This window comes from Streptomyces sp. NPDC006458, from assembly GCF_040612135.1.
Lineage (GTDB): Bacteria > Actinomycetota > Actinomycetes > Streptomycetales > Streptomycetaceae > Streptomyces.
The window spans coordinates 48,135-68,052 of the sequence record NZ_JBEXPR010000004.1 but is presented as its reverse complement, the minus strand read 5'-3'; the positions used below and the strand labels follow the sequence as shown (position 1 = coordinate 68,052).

The window sequence follows — 19,918 nt, the reverse complement described above, 5'->3', positions numbered from 1 at the left end:
CCGGCACAGGGCCGGGACGCGTGCGGCACGCATGGAACGGCACTACGCGCGGGACCTGAGGGGACGTCGTGCGGGATCGAACCGGATCCCACCACGACGATCGCGGCCGATCCCGTGCTGGATCTCGTGGTGGATCGAGCGGATTCGAGGGTGAAGTGAACACATCTGTTGAGCAGGTCGCCGAAGCACTGCGCCGGTCCCTGCTGGAGAACCAGCGGCTGCGCAAGGAGAACAGCAGCCTGACCGCCGCCGCCACCGAGCCGATCGCCGTCGTCGCCATGGGATGCCGGTTCCCCGGCGGGGTGGCCGCTCCCGAGGACCTGTGGCGGCTCGTCGCCGACGGCGTCGACGTGGTGTCCGGCTTCCCCGACGACCGCGGCTGGGACCCGGGCGTGTACGACCCGGAACCCGGCAGGCCCGGCAAGAGCTACGCCCGCGAGGGCGGCTTCCTCCACGACGCCGCCGACTTCGACGCCGCGTTCTTCGGGATCTCGCCGCGCGAGGCACTGGTGATGGACCCGCAGCAGCGCCTGCTGCTGGAGGTCTGCTGGGAGGCCCTGGAGCGGGCCGGGATCGTCCCCGGCACGCTGCGCGGCAGCCGCACCGGGGTCTACGCCGGTGTGATGTACCACGACTACGACGGCGGCAGCGCCGGCAGCTTCGTCTCCGGCCGCGTCGCCTACACCCTGGGCCTGGAAGGCCCGGCCGTCAGCGTGGACACCGCCTGCTCGTCCTCCCTCGTCTCCCTGCATCTGGCCGCGCAGGCACTGCGGGCGGGGGAGTGCGAACTCGCACTCGCGGGCGGTGTGACCGTCATGGCCACGCCGGAGATGCTGCTCTACTTCAGCGAGCAGCGGGGCCTCGCCCCCGACGGGCGCTGCAAGTCCTTCGCCGCTGCCGCGGACGGCACCGGCTGGGCCGAGGGCGCGGGCGTCCTGGTCCTGGAACGACTGTCGGACGCCCGGCGCAACGGGCACCCGGTGCTCGCCGTGATCCGCGGCTCCGCGGTCAACCAGGACGGCGCCTCCAGTGGCATGACCGCCCCCAACGGCCCGGCCCAGCAGCGCGTCATCCGGCAGGCGCTGTCCTCGGCGGGCCTGACCGCCACCGACGTCGACGTGGTGGAGGCCCACGGCACGGGCACGCGGCTGGGCGACCCGATCGAGGCGCAGGCGCTCCTGGCCACCTACGGCAAGGACCGCCCGGAGGACCGGCCCCTGTGGCTCGGCTCCGTCAAGTCGAACATGGGCCACGCTCAGGCCGCCGCCGGTGTGGCCGGCGTCATCAAGATGGTGATGGCGATGCGGCACGGGGTGCTGCCGCGTACCCTCCACGTGGACGAGCCCACCCCGCAGGTCGACTGGTCGGCCGGGAACGTACGCCTCCTCACCCGCAACCGCGACTGGGAGCGGCCGGCCGGCGACAAACCCCGTCGGGCCGCGGTCTCCTCGTTCGGCCTCAGCGGCACGAACGCCCACGTGATCGTGGAACAGGCGCCGGAGGCCGGCGAATCCGGGGCCCCGGCGACCGAGGTGCGGCTGCCGATCGTTCCGTGGGTGCTGTCGGGCAGGACGGCGGCCGCGCTGACCGCTCAGGCGGAGCGTCTGCTGCCGGTTTCCGGTGAGCACCGCGCGCTGGATATGGCGTACTCGCTGGCCGCGTCGCGGGCGCGCTTCGAGCAGCGCGCGGTGGTGGTGGGAGCCGACGCGGACGCCCTGCGACGTGGGCTGGCCGCCCTGGCGGAGGGTGCCACCGACCCGGCCGTGGTGCTGGGTACGGCGCGTGGGGCGGGTCGCTCGGCGTTCCTGTTCACGGGGCAGGGGGCGCAGCGTCTGGGCATGGGGCGTGAACTGCACGCGGCTTTCCCGGTCTTCGCTGGGGCGTTCGACGCGGTGGTGGCGGAGTTGGACGCGCATCTGGACCGTCCGTTGCGGGAGGTCGTGTGGGGTGAGGACGAGGAGCTGCTGAACCGGACGGGCTATGCGCAACCGGCGCTTTTTGCGCATGAGGTGGCGTTGTTCCGGTTGGTGGAGTCGTGGGGTGTGCGGCCGGACTTCGTGGCCGGGCACTCCATCGGGGAGCTGGCCGCCGCGCATGTCGCCGGGGTGCTGTCGCTGGGTGATGCGGCGAGGTTGGTGGCGGCGCGGGGCCGGCTGATGCAGGCGCTGCCCGCCGGTGGTGCGATGGTGGCGGTGCAGGCGGGCGAGGACGAGGTACGGCCGCTGCTCACCGACGGGGTGGGTGTCGCCGCGGTCAACGGCCCGCAGGCGGTGGTGATCTCCGGTGCCGAGGACGCGGTGGCGGGTATAGCCGCGCAGTTCGAGGCCCGGGGCCGGAAGACGACGCGGCTGGCGGTGTCGCACGCCTTCCACTCGCCTTTGATGGAGCCGATGCTGGCGGAGTTCCGCGAGGTCGCCGGCCGGCTCACCTACGACCAGCCGCGGATTCCGGTGGTGTCGACGGTGACGGGCGCCCCGGCCACGGAACTGACGGAGCCGGGGTACTGGGTGCGCCAGGTCCGTGAGGCGGTCCGGTTCGCGGACGCGGTGCGCGCGCTGGAGGCCGAAGGGGTCAGCGGCTTCCTGGAGTTGGGCCCCGATGGGGTACTGACGGCCATGGGACGACAGAGCGTCGGGTCCGAGGACGCGGTGCTGGTGGCGGCGTGCCGTCGTCACCACCCGGAGACCGAGACGCTGGTGACCGCGGTGGCTCAACTGCACGCCTGTGGCGTGCCGGTGGACTGGGAGGCGTTCTTCGCCGGGACCGGGGCCCGCCGGGTCGGCCTGCCGACGTACGCCTTCCAGCGTGAACGCTTCTGGCTCGACGTCCCGCAGGCCACCGGGGACGTGGCCTCGGCGGGGCTCGTGCCGACGGGCCACCCCTTGCTCGCCGCCACCGTGATGCTCGCGGACTCTGACGGTGTGGTGCTCACCGGCCGCCTGTCCCCGTCCGTTCAGCCGTGGCTGGTCGACCACCGGGTGGGCGAATCGATCCTCTTCCCCGGCACCGGCTTTGTGGAGCTGGCGAGCAGAGCCGGCGACCAGGTCGGCTGTGGGGTGCTGGAGGAACTGGCCATGCACGCTCCCCTGGTCCTGGCCGAGTCGGGTGGTGCGCAGGTCCAGGTGGTGGTGGGTGCCGCGGACGGGTCGGGTCGGCGGACGGTGAGCGTGCATGCGCGTGCGGAGGACCGGTCGGACGGTCTGTGGGTGTTGCACGCGGAGGGTGTGCTGGCGCCGGGCGGGTCGGTGGCGTCGTTCGAGTTGTCGCAGTGGCCGCCGGCGGGTGCGGACGTACTCGACCTTGAGGGTGCGTACGAGGGCTTGTCGGAGCTGGGTTACCGCTATGGGCCGGTGTTCCGGGGGCTTGAGCGGGCGTGGCGGCGTGGGGATGAGCTGTTCGCCGAGGTCGCGCTTCCGGAGCAGGCGGCTGGTGACGCGGCGCGGTTCGGGGTTCATCCGGCGCTGTTGGACGCGGCGATGCATGTGGCGCTGGTCGGTGGCACTGAGGGCGGTGAGCCGGTGCTGCCGTTCGTGTGGAACGACGTGCGGCTGCATGCGGTGGGGGCTTACAGGGTGCGGGTGCGGTTGACGCGTCCGACGTCGGAGAGTCTGACGCTGGAGGTGGCGGATGCGGTGGGTCGGCCGGTGGTGTCGGTCGGCTCGGTCGTGGGGCGTCCGGTGTCGGCCGGGCAGCTGAACGCGCCGGGTGAGGAGTCGCTGTACCGCGTCGGGTGGAATGCGTTGCCGGGTGGTGTCTCCGCCGGGGCGGAGTGGAGGGCCTGGGATCAACTGCCCGCCGAGGGGCCGGTGTCGGGGACAGTGGTCCTTGAGTGGGCCGTCCCGGGTGGCGAGGTGCTGTCCGCCGTTCGCGAGGCGACCCTGCGCGTGCTGAGAGTCGTACAGGAGTGGCTGGCCGATGAGCGGTTCGCGGGTGCGACGCTGGTGGTGGTGACGCGGGGCGCGGTGGCCGTGTCGGACGGTGCGCCGGTGGATGTGGTGCAGGCTCCGGTGTGGGGTCTGGTGCGGGCGGCGCAGGCGGAGAATCCGGGCCGTTTGGTGCTGCTGGACTGCGACGGTCCGGTGGGGTCGTTCACCGGTCTGGGTGTGGCGCTGGCGTCCGGTGAGCCCGAGCTGGCGGTCCGTGCCGGGCAGGTTTTCGTGCCCCGGCTGACGCGGGTCTCGGCGGAGGAGTCCTCGTCGCAGCTTTGGGACACCGACGGCACCGTGCTGATCACCGGCGGCACGGGTGGTCTGGGCGCCCTGGTGGCCCGGCACCTGGTGACGGAGCAAGGAGTGCGGCATCTGGTGCTGGCCAGCCGTCGCGGCCTGGATGCTCCGGGAGCGGCGGAACTGCGTGCCGAGCTGGCCGAGTTGGGCGCGAAGGTGGCGGTGGTGGCGTGTGACGTCGCTGATCGTGAGGCGCTGGCGGGGCTGCTTGCGGGTGTCTCGTCCGTGCATCCGTTGCGGGGTGTGGTGCATGCGGCTGGTGTGCTGCGGGATGGTCTGGTGTCGTCGCTGGGTTCTGATGAGATGGATGCGGTGCTGGCGCCGAAGGCGGATGCGGCGTGGCATCTGCACGAGCTGACGCGTGACCTCGATCTGGGTACTTTCGTGCTGTTCTCGTCGCTGGCGGGGACGTTGGGGTCGACGGGGCAGGCGAACTATGCGGCGGCGAACGCGTTCCTGGACGCGTTGGCGCTTGAGCGTCAGGCGCTGGGGTTGCCTGCGACGTCGATGGCGTTCGGGTTGTGGGCGGTGGATGCGGGGCTTGGTGCGGGGTTGTCCGCTGTGGACGGTGAGCGGATGCGGCGGGCGGGGATGCCTGCGTTGTCGGCTTCGGAGGGTCTGGGTCTGTTCGATGCCGGGGTGGGGTCCGGTCTTGCGGCGGTGGTGCCGGTGCGGGTGGATGTGTCGGTGCTGGGCGAGCGTGGTGAGGGGGTCCCGGCGCTGTTGCGGGGGCTGGTGCCCGGCCGACGCCTCGCGCGAGCCGGGGCAGTGAATGCGCCGGTGTTGCGGGCTCGACTGGCCGGGTTGTCGGAGGGCGAGCGCGGCCGAGCGGTGCTGGAGTTGGTGCGGGGCCAAGTGGCCGCGGTGCTCGGACACGCCTCCGCCGATGCCATCGAGCCGGATCGGGCGTTCGAGGAGCTGGGGTTCGACTCGCTGGCCGCGGTGGAGTTGCGGAACGCGTTGAACACGGCGACCGGGCTGCGCCTGCCGGCGACGCTGATATTCGATCAGCCGACGGCCCAGGCGGTCACCGACCACATCCTCGCCCTTCTCGACGGCGCCGAGGACACCAGCGCCGCACCCGCCGACCGACGAGCCGACGTCGACGCCGACCCCATCGTCATCGTCTCGATGGCCTGCCGCTTCCCGGGCGGGGTGGCCACGCCGGAGGACCTGTGGCGGCTGGTCGCCGACGGCGTCGACGCCGTTACGGAGCTTCCCGGAAACCGGGGCTGGGACCCCGGCATCTACGACCCCCAGCCCGGCACGCCGGGCAAGAGCTACAGCCGTGAGGGCGGTTTCCTCCACGACGCCGACGAGTTCGACAACGACTTCTTCGCGATCTCGCCACGTGAGGCGCTGGTGATGGACCCGCAGCAGCGGCTGCTGCTGGAGACGTCGTGGGAGGCCCTGGAGCGGGCCGGGATCGATCCCGCCTCGCTGAAGGGCAGCTCGACGGGTGTCTTCGCGGGCGTGATGTACCACGACTACGGCGGTGGCAGCGCGGGCAGCTTCGTCTCCGGCCGGGTGGCCTACACGCTGGGCCTGGAAGGTCCCGCCCTGACGGTGGACACCGCGTGCTCGTCGTCGCTCGTCTCGCTCCACCTTGCGGCGCAGGCGCTGCGTTCGGGAGAGTGCTCGCTCGCCCTGGCCGGTGGCGTGACCGTGATGGGAACCCCCGACACCCTCGTGTACTTCAGCGAGCAGCGCGGACTCGCCGCCGACGGCCGCTGCAAGTCGTTCGCGGATGCCGCGGACGGGGTTGCGTGGGGCGAGGGTGCTGGTGTGCTGTTGCTGGAGCGTTTGTCGGATGCGCGGCGTCATGGGCATCCGGTGCTTGCGGTGGTGCGGGGCAGCGCGGTGAATCAGGACGGTGCGTCGAATGGTCTGACGGCTCCGAACGGTCCGTCGCAGCGTCGGGTGATCCGGCAGGCGTTGGCGAACGCGGGTCTGTCGAGTGCCGATGTGGACGCGGTCGAGGCGCACGGTACGGGTACGCGGCTGGGTGATCCGATCGAGGCGCAGGCGCTGCTCGCGACGTACGGCCAGGACCGGCCCGAGGACGAGCCGCTGTGGCTGGGGTCGATCAAGTCGAACATGGGTCACACCCAGGCGGCGGCCGGTGCGGCGGGGATCATCAAGATGGTGATGGCGATGCGGCACGGTGTGCTGCCGCGGACGCTGCATGTCGACGAGCCGAGCGCGCAGGTGGACTGGAGCGAGGGCAATGTAGCGCTGCTGACCGAGGCTGTCGTCTGGCCGGAGCGTGACCGTCCGCGCCGGGCGGGCATCTCCTCGTTCGGCCTGAGCGGCACCAACGCCCATGTGATCGTCGAGGCGGTCCTGGCGGAGGCTGAGGCCGTGGCCGAGGAACCGGTGCCGGTGTCGGTGCCGGTCGTTCCCTGGGTGCTTTCGGGCAGGACACCGGCCGCGCTGACCGCTCAGGCCCGGAGCCTGCTTCCGGTCACTGCTGAGCACGATGTGCTGGACGTGGCCTACTCGCTGGCGACCTCCCGCGCGGGCTTCGAGAACCGCGCGGTGGTCGTCGGCAGGGACCTTGACGATTTGCGGCGTGGGTTGACGGCACTCTCGTCCGGTGAGTCGGACCCGGGTGTGGTGCTGGGTACGGCGCGTCGTACGGGCAGGTCGGCGTTCCTGTTCACCGGACAGGGGGCGCAGCGACTGGGGATGGGGCGTGAACTGCACGCCGCGTACCCGGCGTTCGCCGCCGCCTACGACGCCGTGGCCGGGGAACTGGACAGACACCTGGACCGTCCGCTGTCCGAGGTGGTCTGGGGCGAGGACGAGGAACTGCTGAACCGGACCGGGTACGCGCAGCCCGCGTTGTTCGCGTTCGAGGTGGCGTTGTTCCGGTTGGTGGAGTCGTGGGGTGTGCGGCCGGACTTCGTGGCCGGGCACTCCATCGGTGAACTCGCCGCCGCGCACGTGGCCGGGGTGCTGTCCCTGTCTGACGCGGCGATGCTGGTGGCGGCGCGGGGCCGGCTGATGCAGGCGCTGCCCGCCGGCGGTGCGATGGTCGCGGTGCAGGCGAGTGAGGAGGAGGTACGGCCGCTGCTCACCGACGAGGTGGGTGTCGCGGCGGTCAACGGCCCTCAGGCGGTGGTGATCTCCGGAGCCGAGGACGCGGTCATGCGGATCGCGGCCCATCTGGAGGCCGAGGGACGGAAGGCGACGCGACTCGCGGTCTCGCACGCCTTCCACTCGCCTCTGATGGAGCCGATGCTCGCGGAGTTCCGTGAGGTGGCCGGGCAACTCGCCTACGAGCAGCCGCGCATACCGGTTGTGTCCACGGTGACTGGCGTCGCGGCCACGGAGTGGGCGGACCCGGAGTACTGGGTGCGCCAGGTCCGGGAGGCGGTCCGGTTCGCGGACGCGGTGCGCACGCTGGAGGCCGAAGGAGTCAGCCAGTTCCTGGAGTTGGGCCCGGACGGGGTGCTGACCGGGATGGCCCGCCAGAGCGTGAAGTCCGAGGACGCGGTGCTGTTCGCGGCGTCGCGGCGTAACCGTTCGGAGCCGGACACCCTCCTCACCGCGCTGGCGGGCCTGTACGCGCAGGGTGCGGCAGTGGACTGGGAGGCGTTCTTCGCCGGGACCGGGGCCCGCCGCGTCGAACTGCCGACCTATGCCTTCCAGCGGCAGCGTTTCTGGATGAACGCGCCCTCTGCCGGGGGCGAAGCGGAGGGCGTCGGCCTGGTGTCTGCCGGGCATCCGTTGTTGGGTGCTGTGGTGCCCTCGCCGGATTCGGACGGTGTGACGTTCACGGGCCGGGTGGCGGTGGGCGCGCAGGGGTGGATCGCCGATCACGCGGTGCTGGGGCGTGTGCTGCTGCCGGGTACGGGATTTGTGGAGCTGGCGGCCTGGGCGGGAGACCGGGTGGGCTGTGGGGTGCTGGAGGAGCTGGCGCTGCGGGCTCCCTTGCTGCTGCCGGAGTCGGGTGGTGTGCAGGTCCAGGTGGTGGTGGGTGCCGCGGACGGGTCGGGTCGGCGGACGGTGAGCGTGCATGCGCGTGCGGAGGACCGGTCGGACGGTCTGTGGGTGTTGCACGCGGAGGGTGTGCTGGCGCCGGGCGGGTCGGTGGCGTCGTTCGAGTTGTCGCAGTGGCCGCCGGTGGGTGCGGAGCCGGTGGTTGTGGAGGGGGCCTACGAGGGTCTGGCCGGACTGGGTTACCGCTATGGGCCGGTGTTCCAGGGGCTTGAGCGGGCGTGGCGGCGTGGGGATGAGCTGTTCGCCGAGGTCGCGCTTCCGGAGTCGGAGCACGGGGAGGCGCAGGGGTTCGGCATTCATCCGGCGCTGTTGGACGCGGCGATGCATGTGGCGCTGGTCGGTGGCACGGAGGGCGGTGAACCCGTACTGCCGTTCGCCTGGAACAGAGTGGTGATGCACGCGACAGGGGCTTCGGCCTTGCGGGTGCGTGTCTCGCCTGGCGCGCAGCAAGGCAGTCTGACACTGGAAGCGGCGGACGGTATGGGTCGGCCGGTGGTGTCGGTCGGCTCGGTGGTCGGCCGTCCGGTGTCGGCCGGGCAGCTGAACGCGCCGGGTGAGGAGTCGTTGTTCCGTATCGCGTGGAATGCGTTGCCGGGCGAGGATTCTGGCGCGGCGGAGTGGAGCGGGTGGGATCAACTGCCTGCCCAGGGAGCGGCGTCGGGGACGGTGGTCTTTGAGTGCAACCCCGGTGCGGTGGAGGACGTTCCGGCTGCGGTACGCGGCATGACGCATCGGGTCCTGGGAGTGGTGCGGGAGTGGCTGGCTGACGAGCGGTTCGCGGGTGCGACGCTGGTGGTGGTGACGCGGGGCGCGGTGGCTGTGTCGGACGGTGCGCCGGTGGATGTGGTGCAGGCTCCGGTGTGGGGTCTGGTGCGGGCGGCGCAGGCGGAGAATCCGGGCCGTTTCGTGCTGCTGGACAGCGACGGACCGGCGGGGTCGTTCACCGGTCTGGGTGCGGCGCTGGCGTCCGGTGAGCCCGAGCTGGCGGTCCGTGAGGGGCGGGTGTTCGTGCCCCGGCTGGTGCGCGTCGGGGCTGCGGCACCGGAGACGGAGCTGTGGGACACCGACGGCACCGTGCTGATCACCGGCGGCACGGGTGGTCTGGGCGCGCTGGTGGCCCGGCACCTGGTGACGGAGCACGGAGTGCGGCACCTGGTGCTGACCAGCCGTCGCGGTCCGGACGCTCCGGGCGCAGCCGAACTACGGGCCGAACTTGCCGAGTTGGGTGCCGAGGTCACGGTCGCGGCGTGTGACGTCGCCGATCGTGAGGCGCTGGCCGGGCTGCTTGCGGGTGTCTCGTCCGTGCATCCGTTGCGGGGTGTGGTGCATGCGGCTGGTGTGCTGCGGGATGGTCTGGTGTCGTCGCTGGGTTCTGATGAGATGGATGCGGTGCTGACGCCGAAGGCGGATGCGGCGTGGCATCTGCATGAGCTGACGCGTGATCTCGATCTGGGTGCTTTCGTGCTGTTCTCTTCGCTGGCGGGGACGTTGGGGTCGACGGGGCAGGCGAACTATGCGGCGGCGAACGCGTTCCTGGACGCGTTGGCGCTTGAGCGTCAGGCGCTGGGGTTGCCTGCGACGTCGATGGCGTTCGGGTTGTGGGCGGTTGATGCGGGGCTTGGTGCGGGGTTGTCCGTGGTGGACGGGGAGCGGATGCGGCGGGCGGGGATGCCTGCGTTGTCGGCTTCGGAGGGTCTGGGTCTGTTCGATGCCGGGGTGGGGTCCGGTCTTGCGGCGGTGGTGCCGGTGCGGGTGGATGTGTCGGTGCTGGGTGAGCGTGGTGGGGAGGTCCCGGCGCTGTTGCGGGGGCTGGTGCCCGGCCGACGCCTCGCGCGAGCCGCGGCGAGTGGGGGAGGGAGCGGGCTGGGCCGGGAGCTGGCAGGCCTGGACATGGCCGAACGCGGCCGCCTCGTGCTCGATCTCGTACGCCGCCAAGTGGCCGCGGTGCTCGGACACGCCTCCGCCGATGCCATCGAGCCGGATCGGGCGTTCGAGGAGCTGGGGTTCGACTCGCTGGCCGCGGTGGAGTTGCGGAACGCGTTGAACACGGCGACCGGGCTGCGCCTGCCAGCGACGCTCGTGTTCGATCAGCCCACGGCCCAGGCTGTCGCCGACCACGTTCTTGTACTCCTGGACGGCGCCGAGGACATCATCGCCGCACCCGTCGCACGGAACGCGGTACGAGATGACTGGGAGGCCGACCCGATCGCGATCGTCGCCATGGCGTGCCGCTATCCCGGTGGGGTGGCCACGCCTGAGGACCTGTGGCGGCTGGTCGCCGACGGCGTCGACGCGATCTCGGACCTCCCCGCCGACCGCGGCTGGGACGAGAACGTGTACGACCCGGAGTTCGGCAAGCCCGGCAAGACGTACACCCGGGCGGGCGGCTTCCTCCACGACGCCGCTGAGTTCGACAGCGACTTCTTCGGGATCGCACCGCGTGAGGCGCTGGTGATGGACCCGCAGCAGCGGCTGCTGCTGGAGACGTCCTGGGAGGCGTTCGAGCGGGCCGGTATCGATCTGGCCTCGCTGAAGGGCAGCTCGACGGGTGTTTTCGCGGGCGTGATGTACCACGACTACGGCGGTGGCGGCAGCGCGGGCAGCTTCGTCTCCGGCCGCGTCGCCTACACCCTGGGCCTGGAAGGACCAGCGCTCACGGTCGATACGGCGTGCTCGTCGTCGCTCGTCTCGCTCCACCTTGCGGCGCAGGCGCTGCGGTCGGGCGAGTGCTCGCTCGCCCTGGCCGGTGGCGTGACCGTGATGGGAACCCCCGACACCCTGGTGTACTTCAGCGAGCAGCGGGGCCTTGCCCCCGATGGCCGCTGCAGGTCGTTCGCCACGTCCGCGAGTGGCACCGGCTGGGGCGAGGGTGCCGGTGTGCTGCTGCTGGAGCGGCTGTCCGACGCCCGGCGCAACGGGCACCCGGTGCTGGCGGTCGTACCGGGCAGCGCCGTGAACCAGGACGGCGCGTCGAACGGCCTCACGGCCCCGAACGGCCCCGCCCAGCGACGGGTGATCCGGCAGGCGCTGGCCAACGCGGGTCTCTCCAGCGCCGACGTGGACGCGGTCGAGGCGCATGGCACCGGGACGGTCCTGGGCGATCCGATCGAGGCGCAGGCGCTGCTCGCGACGTACGGCCAGGACCGGCCGGACGATCAGCCGCTGTGGCTGGGGTCGATCAAGTCGAACATGGGTCACACCCAGGCGGCGGCCGGTGTGGCGGGGATCATCAAGATGGTGATGGCGATGCGGCATGGTGTGTTGCCGCGGACGCTGCACGTCGACGAGCCGAGCGCGCAGGTGGACTGGAGTGAGGGCAATGTCGCGCTGCTGACGGAGGCGGTCGTCTGGCCGGAGCGTGACCGTCCGCGCCGGGCGGGCATCTCCTCGTTCGGTCTGAGCGGCACCAACGCGCATGTGATCGTCGAGGCGGTCCCGGCCGAGGTCGAGGCCCCGGCAGCCGAAGTCCGGCTGCCCGTGATTCCCTGGGTGCTGTCGGGCAGGACGCCGGCCGCGCTGGCGGATCAGGCCCGGAAGCTGCTGCTCCAGTCCGAGCACGACATGCTGGACGTGGCGTACTCGCTGGCGACCTCCCGCGCGGGCTTCGAGTATCGCGCCGCGGTCGTCGGCACCGACCTGGACGAACTGCGGCGTGGGTTGGACGCGTTGGCGGCCGGTGAGTCGAACCGGGGGTTGGTGCTGGGCACGGCGCGTCGTACGGGCCGGTCGGCGTTCCTGTTCACGGGGCAGGGGGCGCAGCGACTGGGGATGGGGCGTGAACTGCACGCGGCCTTCCCGGTCTTCGCTGCGGCTTTCGATGCCGTGGTGGCGGAGCTGGACGCCCACCTCGACCGTCCGCTGCGGGATGTCGTGTGGGGTGAGGACCAGGAGCTGCTGAACCGGACCGGGTACGCGCAGCCTGCGTTGTTCGCGTTCGAGGTGGCGTTGTTCCGGCTGGTGGAGTCGTGGGGTGTGCGGCCGGACTTCGTGACCGGGCACTCCATCGGGGAGCTGGCTGCCGCGCATGTCGCCGGGGTGCTGTCCCTGTCTGACGCCGCGATGCTGGTGGCGGCGCGGTGCCGGCTGATGCAGGCGCTGCCCGCCGGTGGTGCGATGGTGGCGGTGCAGGCGACCGAGGACGAGGTGCGTCCCCTGCTCACCGACGGGGTGGGTGTCGCGGCGGTCAACGGCCCCCGGGCGGTGGTGGTCTCAGGGGCCGAGGACGCGGTCATGCGGATCGCTGCCCGCCTCGATGGCGAGGGGCGGAGGACGACCCGACTCGCGGTCTCCCACGCCTTCCACTCGCCTCTGATGGAGCCGATGCTCGCGGACTTCCGCAAGGTGGCCGGGCAACTCGCCTACGAGCAGCCGCGCATACCGGTCGTGTCGACGGTGACGGGCGCCCCGGCCACGGAGTTGACGGACCCGGAGTACTGGGTGCGCCAGGTCCGGGACGCTGTTCGCTTCTCGGACGCGGTCAGCTCCCTGGAGGCCGAAGGAGTCAGCAGGTTCCTGGAGTTGGGCCCGGACGCCGTGCTGACGGGACTGGCTCAGCAGTCGGTCACCGGCGAGCAGGCGATGCTGGCGGCGGCGTCGCGCCGTAGCCGACCGGAGCCGGAATCCCTGGTCACCGCTCTGGCTCAGCTGCACTCGCACGGCGTGGCCGTCGACTGGGCGGCGTTCTTCGCCGGAACCGGCGCCCGCCGCGTCGAACTGCCCACGTACGCCTTCCAGCGGGAGCGCTATTGGGTGGAGCCGGTCAAGCCGATTACGGACGCCTCGGCGGTCGGCCAGATGGCCCTGGATCACCCGGTGCTGGCCGCTGCGGTGCCGGTGATGGACTCGGATGCGGTGACGTTCACCGCGCGACTGTCGCTGGCAGGGCACGCCTGGATCGGTGATCATGAAGTGCTGGGCAGTGTGCTGCTCCCCGGGACGGGCTTTGTGGAGCTGGCGGTCCATGCGGGGGACCAGGTGGGGTGTGACGTACTGGAGGAGCTGACCCTGCGGGCCCCGCTGGTGCTGGCCCGGCACGGCGGCGCGCAGGTGCAGGTCGTCGTCGGGGCCGCGGACGAGTCCGGGCGCCGCACGGTGACGGTGCACTCGCGAGCGGAGGGTCAGCCGGACAGCGCCTGGACGCTGCATGCGGAGGGCGTGCTCACATCGGGGCCGCGGACCCCCGCCACGGCGACCGCCGATGTCGGTGAGTGGCCGCCGGCGGGTGCGGATGTGGTGGATGTGGAAGGTGCCTACGAGCGGCTGGCCGGGCTGGGGTACGTGTACGGGCCCGTCTTCCAGGGTCTGCAGCGGGTCTGGCGGCGCGGCGACGAGCTCTTCGCCGAGGTCGCGCTACCGGAGTCGGCGCATGAGGAGGCGGGCCGGTTCGGGATGCACCCTGCTCTGCTCGACGCCGCCCTGCACGCCGTTCTGCTGGGCGTTCCCGAGCGGGACAGCGGCGGCAAGACGATGCTGCCGTTCGCGTGGAACGGAGTCGAACTGCACGCCTCAGGCGCCTCGGCGGTACGGGTCCATATCGCTCCGGCGGCCCAGTCGGACGGAATCGCGCTGCTCGTCTCCGACCGGAACGGCGACCCGGTGCTGTCCGTGGAGACCCTGGTCTCGCGTCCGGTGTCCGCGGAGCAGTTGAGTCGGGACGCGGATGACTCGCTGTTCCGCGTCGAGTGGAATGTTCCGCAGGTGAGCGGCGCGGCGACGGAGTGGACCGCGTGGGATCAACTGCCCGCCGAGGGAGCGGTGTCGGGGACCGTGGTCTTCGAGTGTGCCGATGATTCCGGCGGCACGAACGACGTCCCGGTTACGGTTCGCGAGACCATCCGGCGTGTGCTCGATGCGGTGCAGGACTGGCTGGCCGATGAGCGGTTCGCGGACGCGACGCTCGCGGTGGTGACGCGGGCCGCCGTGGCCGTCGCGGACGGGGAGTCGGTGGACGTGGCACAGGCTCCGGTGTGGGGTCTGGTGCGGGCGGCGCAGGCGGAGAACCCGGGCCGGTTCGTCCTGGTGGACAGTGACGAGCCGACGGCCACCTGCACCGGTCTCGGCGCGGCGCTGGCGTCGGGTGAGCCCGAGTTGGCGGTCCGTGCCGGGCAGGTGTTCGTGCCGCGGCTGGTGCGCGTCGGCGCTGCGGCACCGGAGACGGAGCTGTGGGACGCCGGCGGCACGGTGCTGGTCACGGGCGGTACCGGTGGTCTCGGCGCGCTGGTGGCCCGGCATCTGGTGGCGGAGCACGGAGTGCGTCATCTGGTGCTGACCAGCCGTCGTGGCCCGGACGCGCCGGGCGCCGCGGAACTGCGGGACGAACTGGCCGCGCTGGGCGCCGAGGTCACGGTCGCGGCGTGCGACGTGTCGGACCGTGTGGCTCTGGAAGCTGTGCTGGCCAGGGTCCCGGCGGAGCATCCTCTGCGGGGTGTGGTGCATGTGGCGGGTGTGGCGGACAACGGCCTGGTGGGGGCGCTGACGCCGGAGCGGTTCGGTGCCGTGCTGGCACCGAAGGCGGACGCGGCGTGGCATCTTCACGAGCTGACGCGCGATCTCGATCTGACGGCTTTCGTGATGTTCTCCTCGGCCGGTGGTCTGGTGATGGCGGCGGGCCAGGGCAGTTACGCCGCGGCGAACGTCTTCCTGGACGCGCTGGCGCAGCAACGCCGGGCCTCGGGGTTGCCCGCGACGTCGATGGCGTACGGCCTGTGGGACGTGAACACCGGCCTGGCCGCTGAACTGGGCGAGGCCGACCTGGAACGTCTGCGGCGTTCGGGCACCCCGGCGCTCTCGGAGCAGGAGGCCCTGCGCTTGTTCGACACCTCCCTCTCGGCGGGGCCGGCGGCTCTCGTTCCCTTGCGGGTGGACACCGCGGCCCTGCGTGACCGTACCGACGAAGTGCCCGCCCTGTTGCGGGGGTTGGTGCCCGCGATGCGGAGAAGGGCGGCGGACACCGGGCGGGCGGAGGCCGAGGCGTTGCGGCAGCGGCTCGCCGGGCTCGGAGACGACGAGCGCGCCCGAGTCGTGCTGGACACCGTCCGTGCACACGTCGCGGGCGTCCTGGGGCATGCGTCCGGGGACGACGTCGAACCCGACCGCGCCTTCGGCGAGTTGGGCTTCGACTCGCTGTCGGCCATCGAACTGCGCAATCAGCTCAACCAGGTCACCGGGCTGCGGCTGCCCGCGACACTCGTGTTCGACTATCCGTTCGCCGGTGCCGTCGCCGACCATATTCACGGGTTGCTGGGTCCGGCCGACAGTACGTCGATCTCTCTCACGGCGGTCGATACCGAACTTGCCGCACTGGAGTCGCTGCTGACGAGAGCGAACCCCGACGCAAAGGAGCGCGACCGGATCGCGAACAGACTGCGGGCGTTGACGGCGACCTGGGTCAGCAGTCACCGTGAGCCGGACGGCATCGCCGACGGGATCGCGGAAAATGCCACCGGAACCGACCTGAGCGAGATGACGGCGGACGAACTGTTCGACGTCCTGGACGGTGAACTGGAGACCCCCGCCCAGTGAGCGGGCGGCGAGCCCGCCGGTGCCGGACACATCGCTTTTGACCAGCTGTTTCTCCGGACCCCAGCAGTCCGACTAGGGGTGACTGGGGTCCGATAAGGGTTGGCCCTCCCAGGGGTGGTCAGTAGCCTCCTGAAAGGGCTGAGGTCTCTGCCCTCCGGGCGCCGGTCCAGTGAAACTTCGACTGGAGGGGCTCGACGCCGAGAAATCCATTCCCGAACTCTCCGACCTTCCGCGGCCGCCGGCCGTCACAGATCCTTGACCGTGAGGAGTGGACCTCGGTGAACAACGAGCAGAGGCTTCTCGAATACCTGAAAAGAGCCACTGCCGATTTGCGTGACGCTCGGAAACGGCTCGCCGAGCATGAGCGGCAGGCCGGCGAACCGATTGCCGTCATCGGAATGGCATGCCGGTATCCGGGCGGTGTGAATTCACCGGAGGATCTGTGGCGTCTCGTCGCGGACGGCGTGGACGCCATCTCGGAGTTCCCGTCCGACCGCGGCTGGGACGAGGGCGTGTACGACCCGGAGCCGGGCAAGCCCGGCAGGACATACGCGCGTCAGGGCGGCTTCCTCCAGGGCGCCGCGGACTTCGACGGCGACTTCTTCGGCATCGCCCCGAACGAATCGCTGGGGATGGACCCGCAGCAGAGGCTCCTCCTGGAGGTCTCCTGGGAGGCGTTCGAGCGGGCCGGGATCGATCCGGCGTCGCTGAAGGGCAGCCCGACCGGTGTCTTCGCCGGAGTGATGTACCACGATTACGCGATGGGCCGTGCCGCCGCAAGCTCCAGCGGCGGCAGCCTCGTCTCCGGCAGAGTCGCGTACACGCTGGGTCTGGAGGGCCCGGCCGTCAGCGTCGACACGGCCTGCTCGTCGTCACTCGTGGCGCTTCACTGGGCCGCCCAGGCACTGCGTCGCGGCGACTGCGGCCTCGCGCTCGCCGGCGGTGTGACGGTCATGTCCACCCCCGACATGTTCGTGTACTTCAGCGAGCAGCGCGGGCTCGCCTCCGACGGCAGGTCGAGGTCGTTCGCGGCGGCCGCGGACGGAGTCGCGTGCTCCGAGGGCTCCGCGATGCTGCTGCTGGAGCGGCTGTCGGACGCCCGGCGCAACGGGCACCGGGTGCTCGCCGTGATCCGCGGCTCCGCCGTGAACCAGGACGGCGCGTCCAGCAGTCTCACGGCCCCCAACGGACCGTCACAGCAGCGGGTCATCCGCCAGGCGCTGGCCGACGCGGGTCTGTCCACCGCCGAGGTGGACGCGGTGGAGGCGCACGGTACGGGAACGCGGCTGGGTGACCCGATCGAGGCGCAGGCCCTGCTCGCCACCTACGGCCAGGACCGCCCCGAGGGCCATCCGCTGTGGCTCGGCTCGGTCAAGTCCAACATCGGCCACGCGCAGGCCGCGGCGGGCACCGCGGGCATCATCAAGATGGTCAAGGCCATCGAGCACGGCCGGCTGCCCAAGACACTGCACATCGACGAGCCCTCACCGCACGTCGACTGGTCGGAGGGCGCCGTCGAGCTGCTCACCGAACCGGTCGCCTGGCCGGACCGGGGGCGTCCGCGCCGGGCGGGCGTCTCCTCGTTCGGCATGAGCGGGACCAACGCGCATGTGATCGTGGAGGAGGCTCCGGCGGGCGATCAGGGCGATCGGAGCGACCAGGACGGGGCAGCCGACGACGAGCCGGTCTCGCTGCCGGTCGTTCCGTGGGTGCTGTCCGGGAAGACGCCGACAGCGCTGACCGCTCAGGCCCGGAACCTGTTCCCGCTCGCCGCCGAGCACGAGGTGCTGGACGTGGCCTACTCGCTGGCGACCTCCCGGGCGGGATTCGAGCACCGTGCCGTGGTCGTCGGCGCCGACCTGGCTGAACTGCGGCGTGGGCTGACCGCGCTGGCCGAGGGCGCCTCCGACCCGTCCGTCGTGCTGGGCACCGCGCGTCGTACCGGCCGCTCGGCGTTCCTGTTCACCGGCCAGGGTGCCCAGCTTCTGGGGATGGGACGTGAACTGCACGCCGCGTACCCGGCGTTCGCCGCCGCGTTCGACGCGGTGGCCGCGGAGCTGGACGCCCACCTGGACCGTCCACTGCGGGATGTCATGTGGGGCGAGGACCAGGAGCTGCTGAACCGGACCGGGTACGCGCAGCCCGCGTTGTTCGCGTACGAGGTGGCGCTGTTCCGGCTGGTGGAGTCCTGGGGGCTCAGCCCTGACTTCCTGGCCGGCCACTCCGTGGGCGAACTCGCCGCTGCCCACGTCGGCGGGGTGCTGTCCCTGCCCGATGCCGCCCAACTCGTCGCGGCAAGAGGCCGGTTGATGCAATGCCTGCCCGCCGGTGGTGCGATGGTCGCGGTGCGGGCGAGCGAGGACGAGGTACGTCCGCTGCTCTCCGACGAGGTGGGCATCGCCTCGGTCAACGGCCCGCAGGCGGTGGTGATCTCCGGGGCCGAGGACGCGGTCATGCCGATCGCGGCCCGTCTGGACGCCGAGGGCCGCAGGACGACGCGACTGGCTGTGTCCCACGCCTTCCACTCGCCGCTGATGGAGCCGATGCTCGCGGACTTCCGCAAGATCGCCGAGCAGCTCACCTACGAACAGCCGCGTCTCGCGGTCGTTTCCACGGTGACCGGTGAACCGGCCACGGAGTGGACGGACCCGGAGTACTGGGTGCGCCAGGTCCGCGAAGCCGTCCGGTTCGCCGACGCCGTGCGGTTCCTGGACACGCAGGGCGTCACCCGATACCTGGAGCTGGGCCCGGACGCGGTGCTGACCGGGGCCGCGCGGCAGAGCGTCGACGCCGAGCACGTCGTACTCGCGGCGGCCGGACGCCGCAACCGCCCCGAGCCGGTCACCGTGGTCACCGCCGTCGCCCAACTGCACGCCAGCGGTGCGGCCGTGGACTGGGCGGCCTTCTACGCCGGTACGGGCGCATGCCGCGTCGACCTGCCCACGTACGCCTTCCAGCGGCGGCGCTACTGGCTGAACGCGCCCACGTCCGACGGAGTGGTGTCCGGTGCCGGGCTGGACACGGTCGCCCACCCGTTCCTGCGCGCGTCCGTACCGAGCCCCGACAGCGCGGAGATCCTGCTCACCGGACGGCTGTCCCGCGAGCTGCGGCCCTGGCTGGGGGAGCACGAGCTGCTCGACAGCACGGTGTTCCCCGGTGCCGGTCTCGTCGAGCTGGCGCTCGCGGCGGGCGAGCAGGCGGGCTGCCCGCTCCTGCTCGACCTGTCGGCCCAGGAGCCGCTGGTTCTACCCGGACAAGGAGGGCTCGCCCTCCGGCTGCGGCTGGGCGCACCGGACGACGACGGGCGGCGGACGCTGACGATCCACTCCCGGCCCGACGACCCCGAGCAGCCGTGGACCAGCCACGCGACGGGGGTGCTCGCCGCCGGCCCCGTCGAACCGCCGGCTGAGACGGGCGCCTGGCCGCCGCCGGGTGCGCAGCCCCTCGACATCGAGGAGGGGTACGACCGCCTGCTGAGCCGTGGTCACGGCTACGGTCCCCTCCACCAGGGCGTCACGGCCGCCTGGCGCCGCGGTGAGGAGCTGTTCGCCGAGGTGGCCCTGGACGAGGCCACCGCGGGCGAGGGCGAGGAGTTCGTGCTCCATCCGGCGCTGTTGGACGCCGCCCTGCACCTGGACCTGATGGAACGGCCCGGACAGGAGCCGATGCTGCCCGCGGCCTGGAAGGGTGTGTGCGCCCACACCACCGGTGCCCGCGCGGTGCGGGTGCGGATCGCGCCCGCACCGGGAAACGGCTCGACGCTGATCCTCGCGGACGCGGACGGCCTGCCGGTGCTCTCCGTGGACGCCGTCACCTGGGAGCGGGTCCCCGCCGACCGCCTCGCCGCGAGCCGGGGCCGCGACGGGCTGTTGCGGCTCGACTGGGTGCCGGGACCGGCTCCGGCCGCCGCACCCGGTCAACTGGCCGTGCTCGGCCGGGACCTGCTCGGCCTCGGTGACGACGTCCCGGCCTACGTAAGGCCCGCGGACGGCCTCGCAATCCCGGCCCACCCCAAGTCCGTGGACGGCGCCGGTATCCCGGCCCACCCCAAGTCCGCGGACGGCACCGGCATCCCGGCCCACCCCAAGTCCGTGGACGGCGCCGGTATCCCGGCCCACCCCAAGTCCGCGGACGGCACCGGCATCCCGGCCCACCCCAAGTCCGTG

2 protein-coding genes are annotated in these 19,918 nt (G+C 71.9%); both read left to right on the top strand.

Translation table 11 applies throughout. From position 1 onward, the window contains the following. The first annotated feature begins 155 nt into the window (after positions 1-155). Positions 156-15,752 (top strand): type I polyketide synthase, encoded by a 15,597-nt coding sequence (locus ABZZ79_RS07025; protein ID WP_356687297.1) that lies wholly within the window; start codon positions 156-158, stop codon positions 15,750-15,752. Positions 15,753-16,030: 278 nt separating this feature from the next. Continuing rightward, positions 16,031-19,918 (top strand): type I polyketide synthase (locus ABZZ79_RS07020; RefSeq protein WP_356687295.1); only part of this gene is annotated, 3,888 nt, incomplete at its 3' end.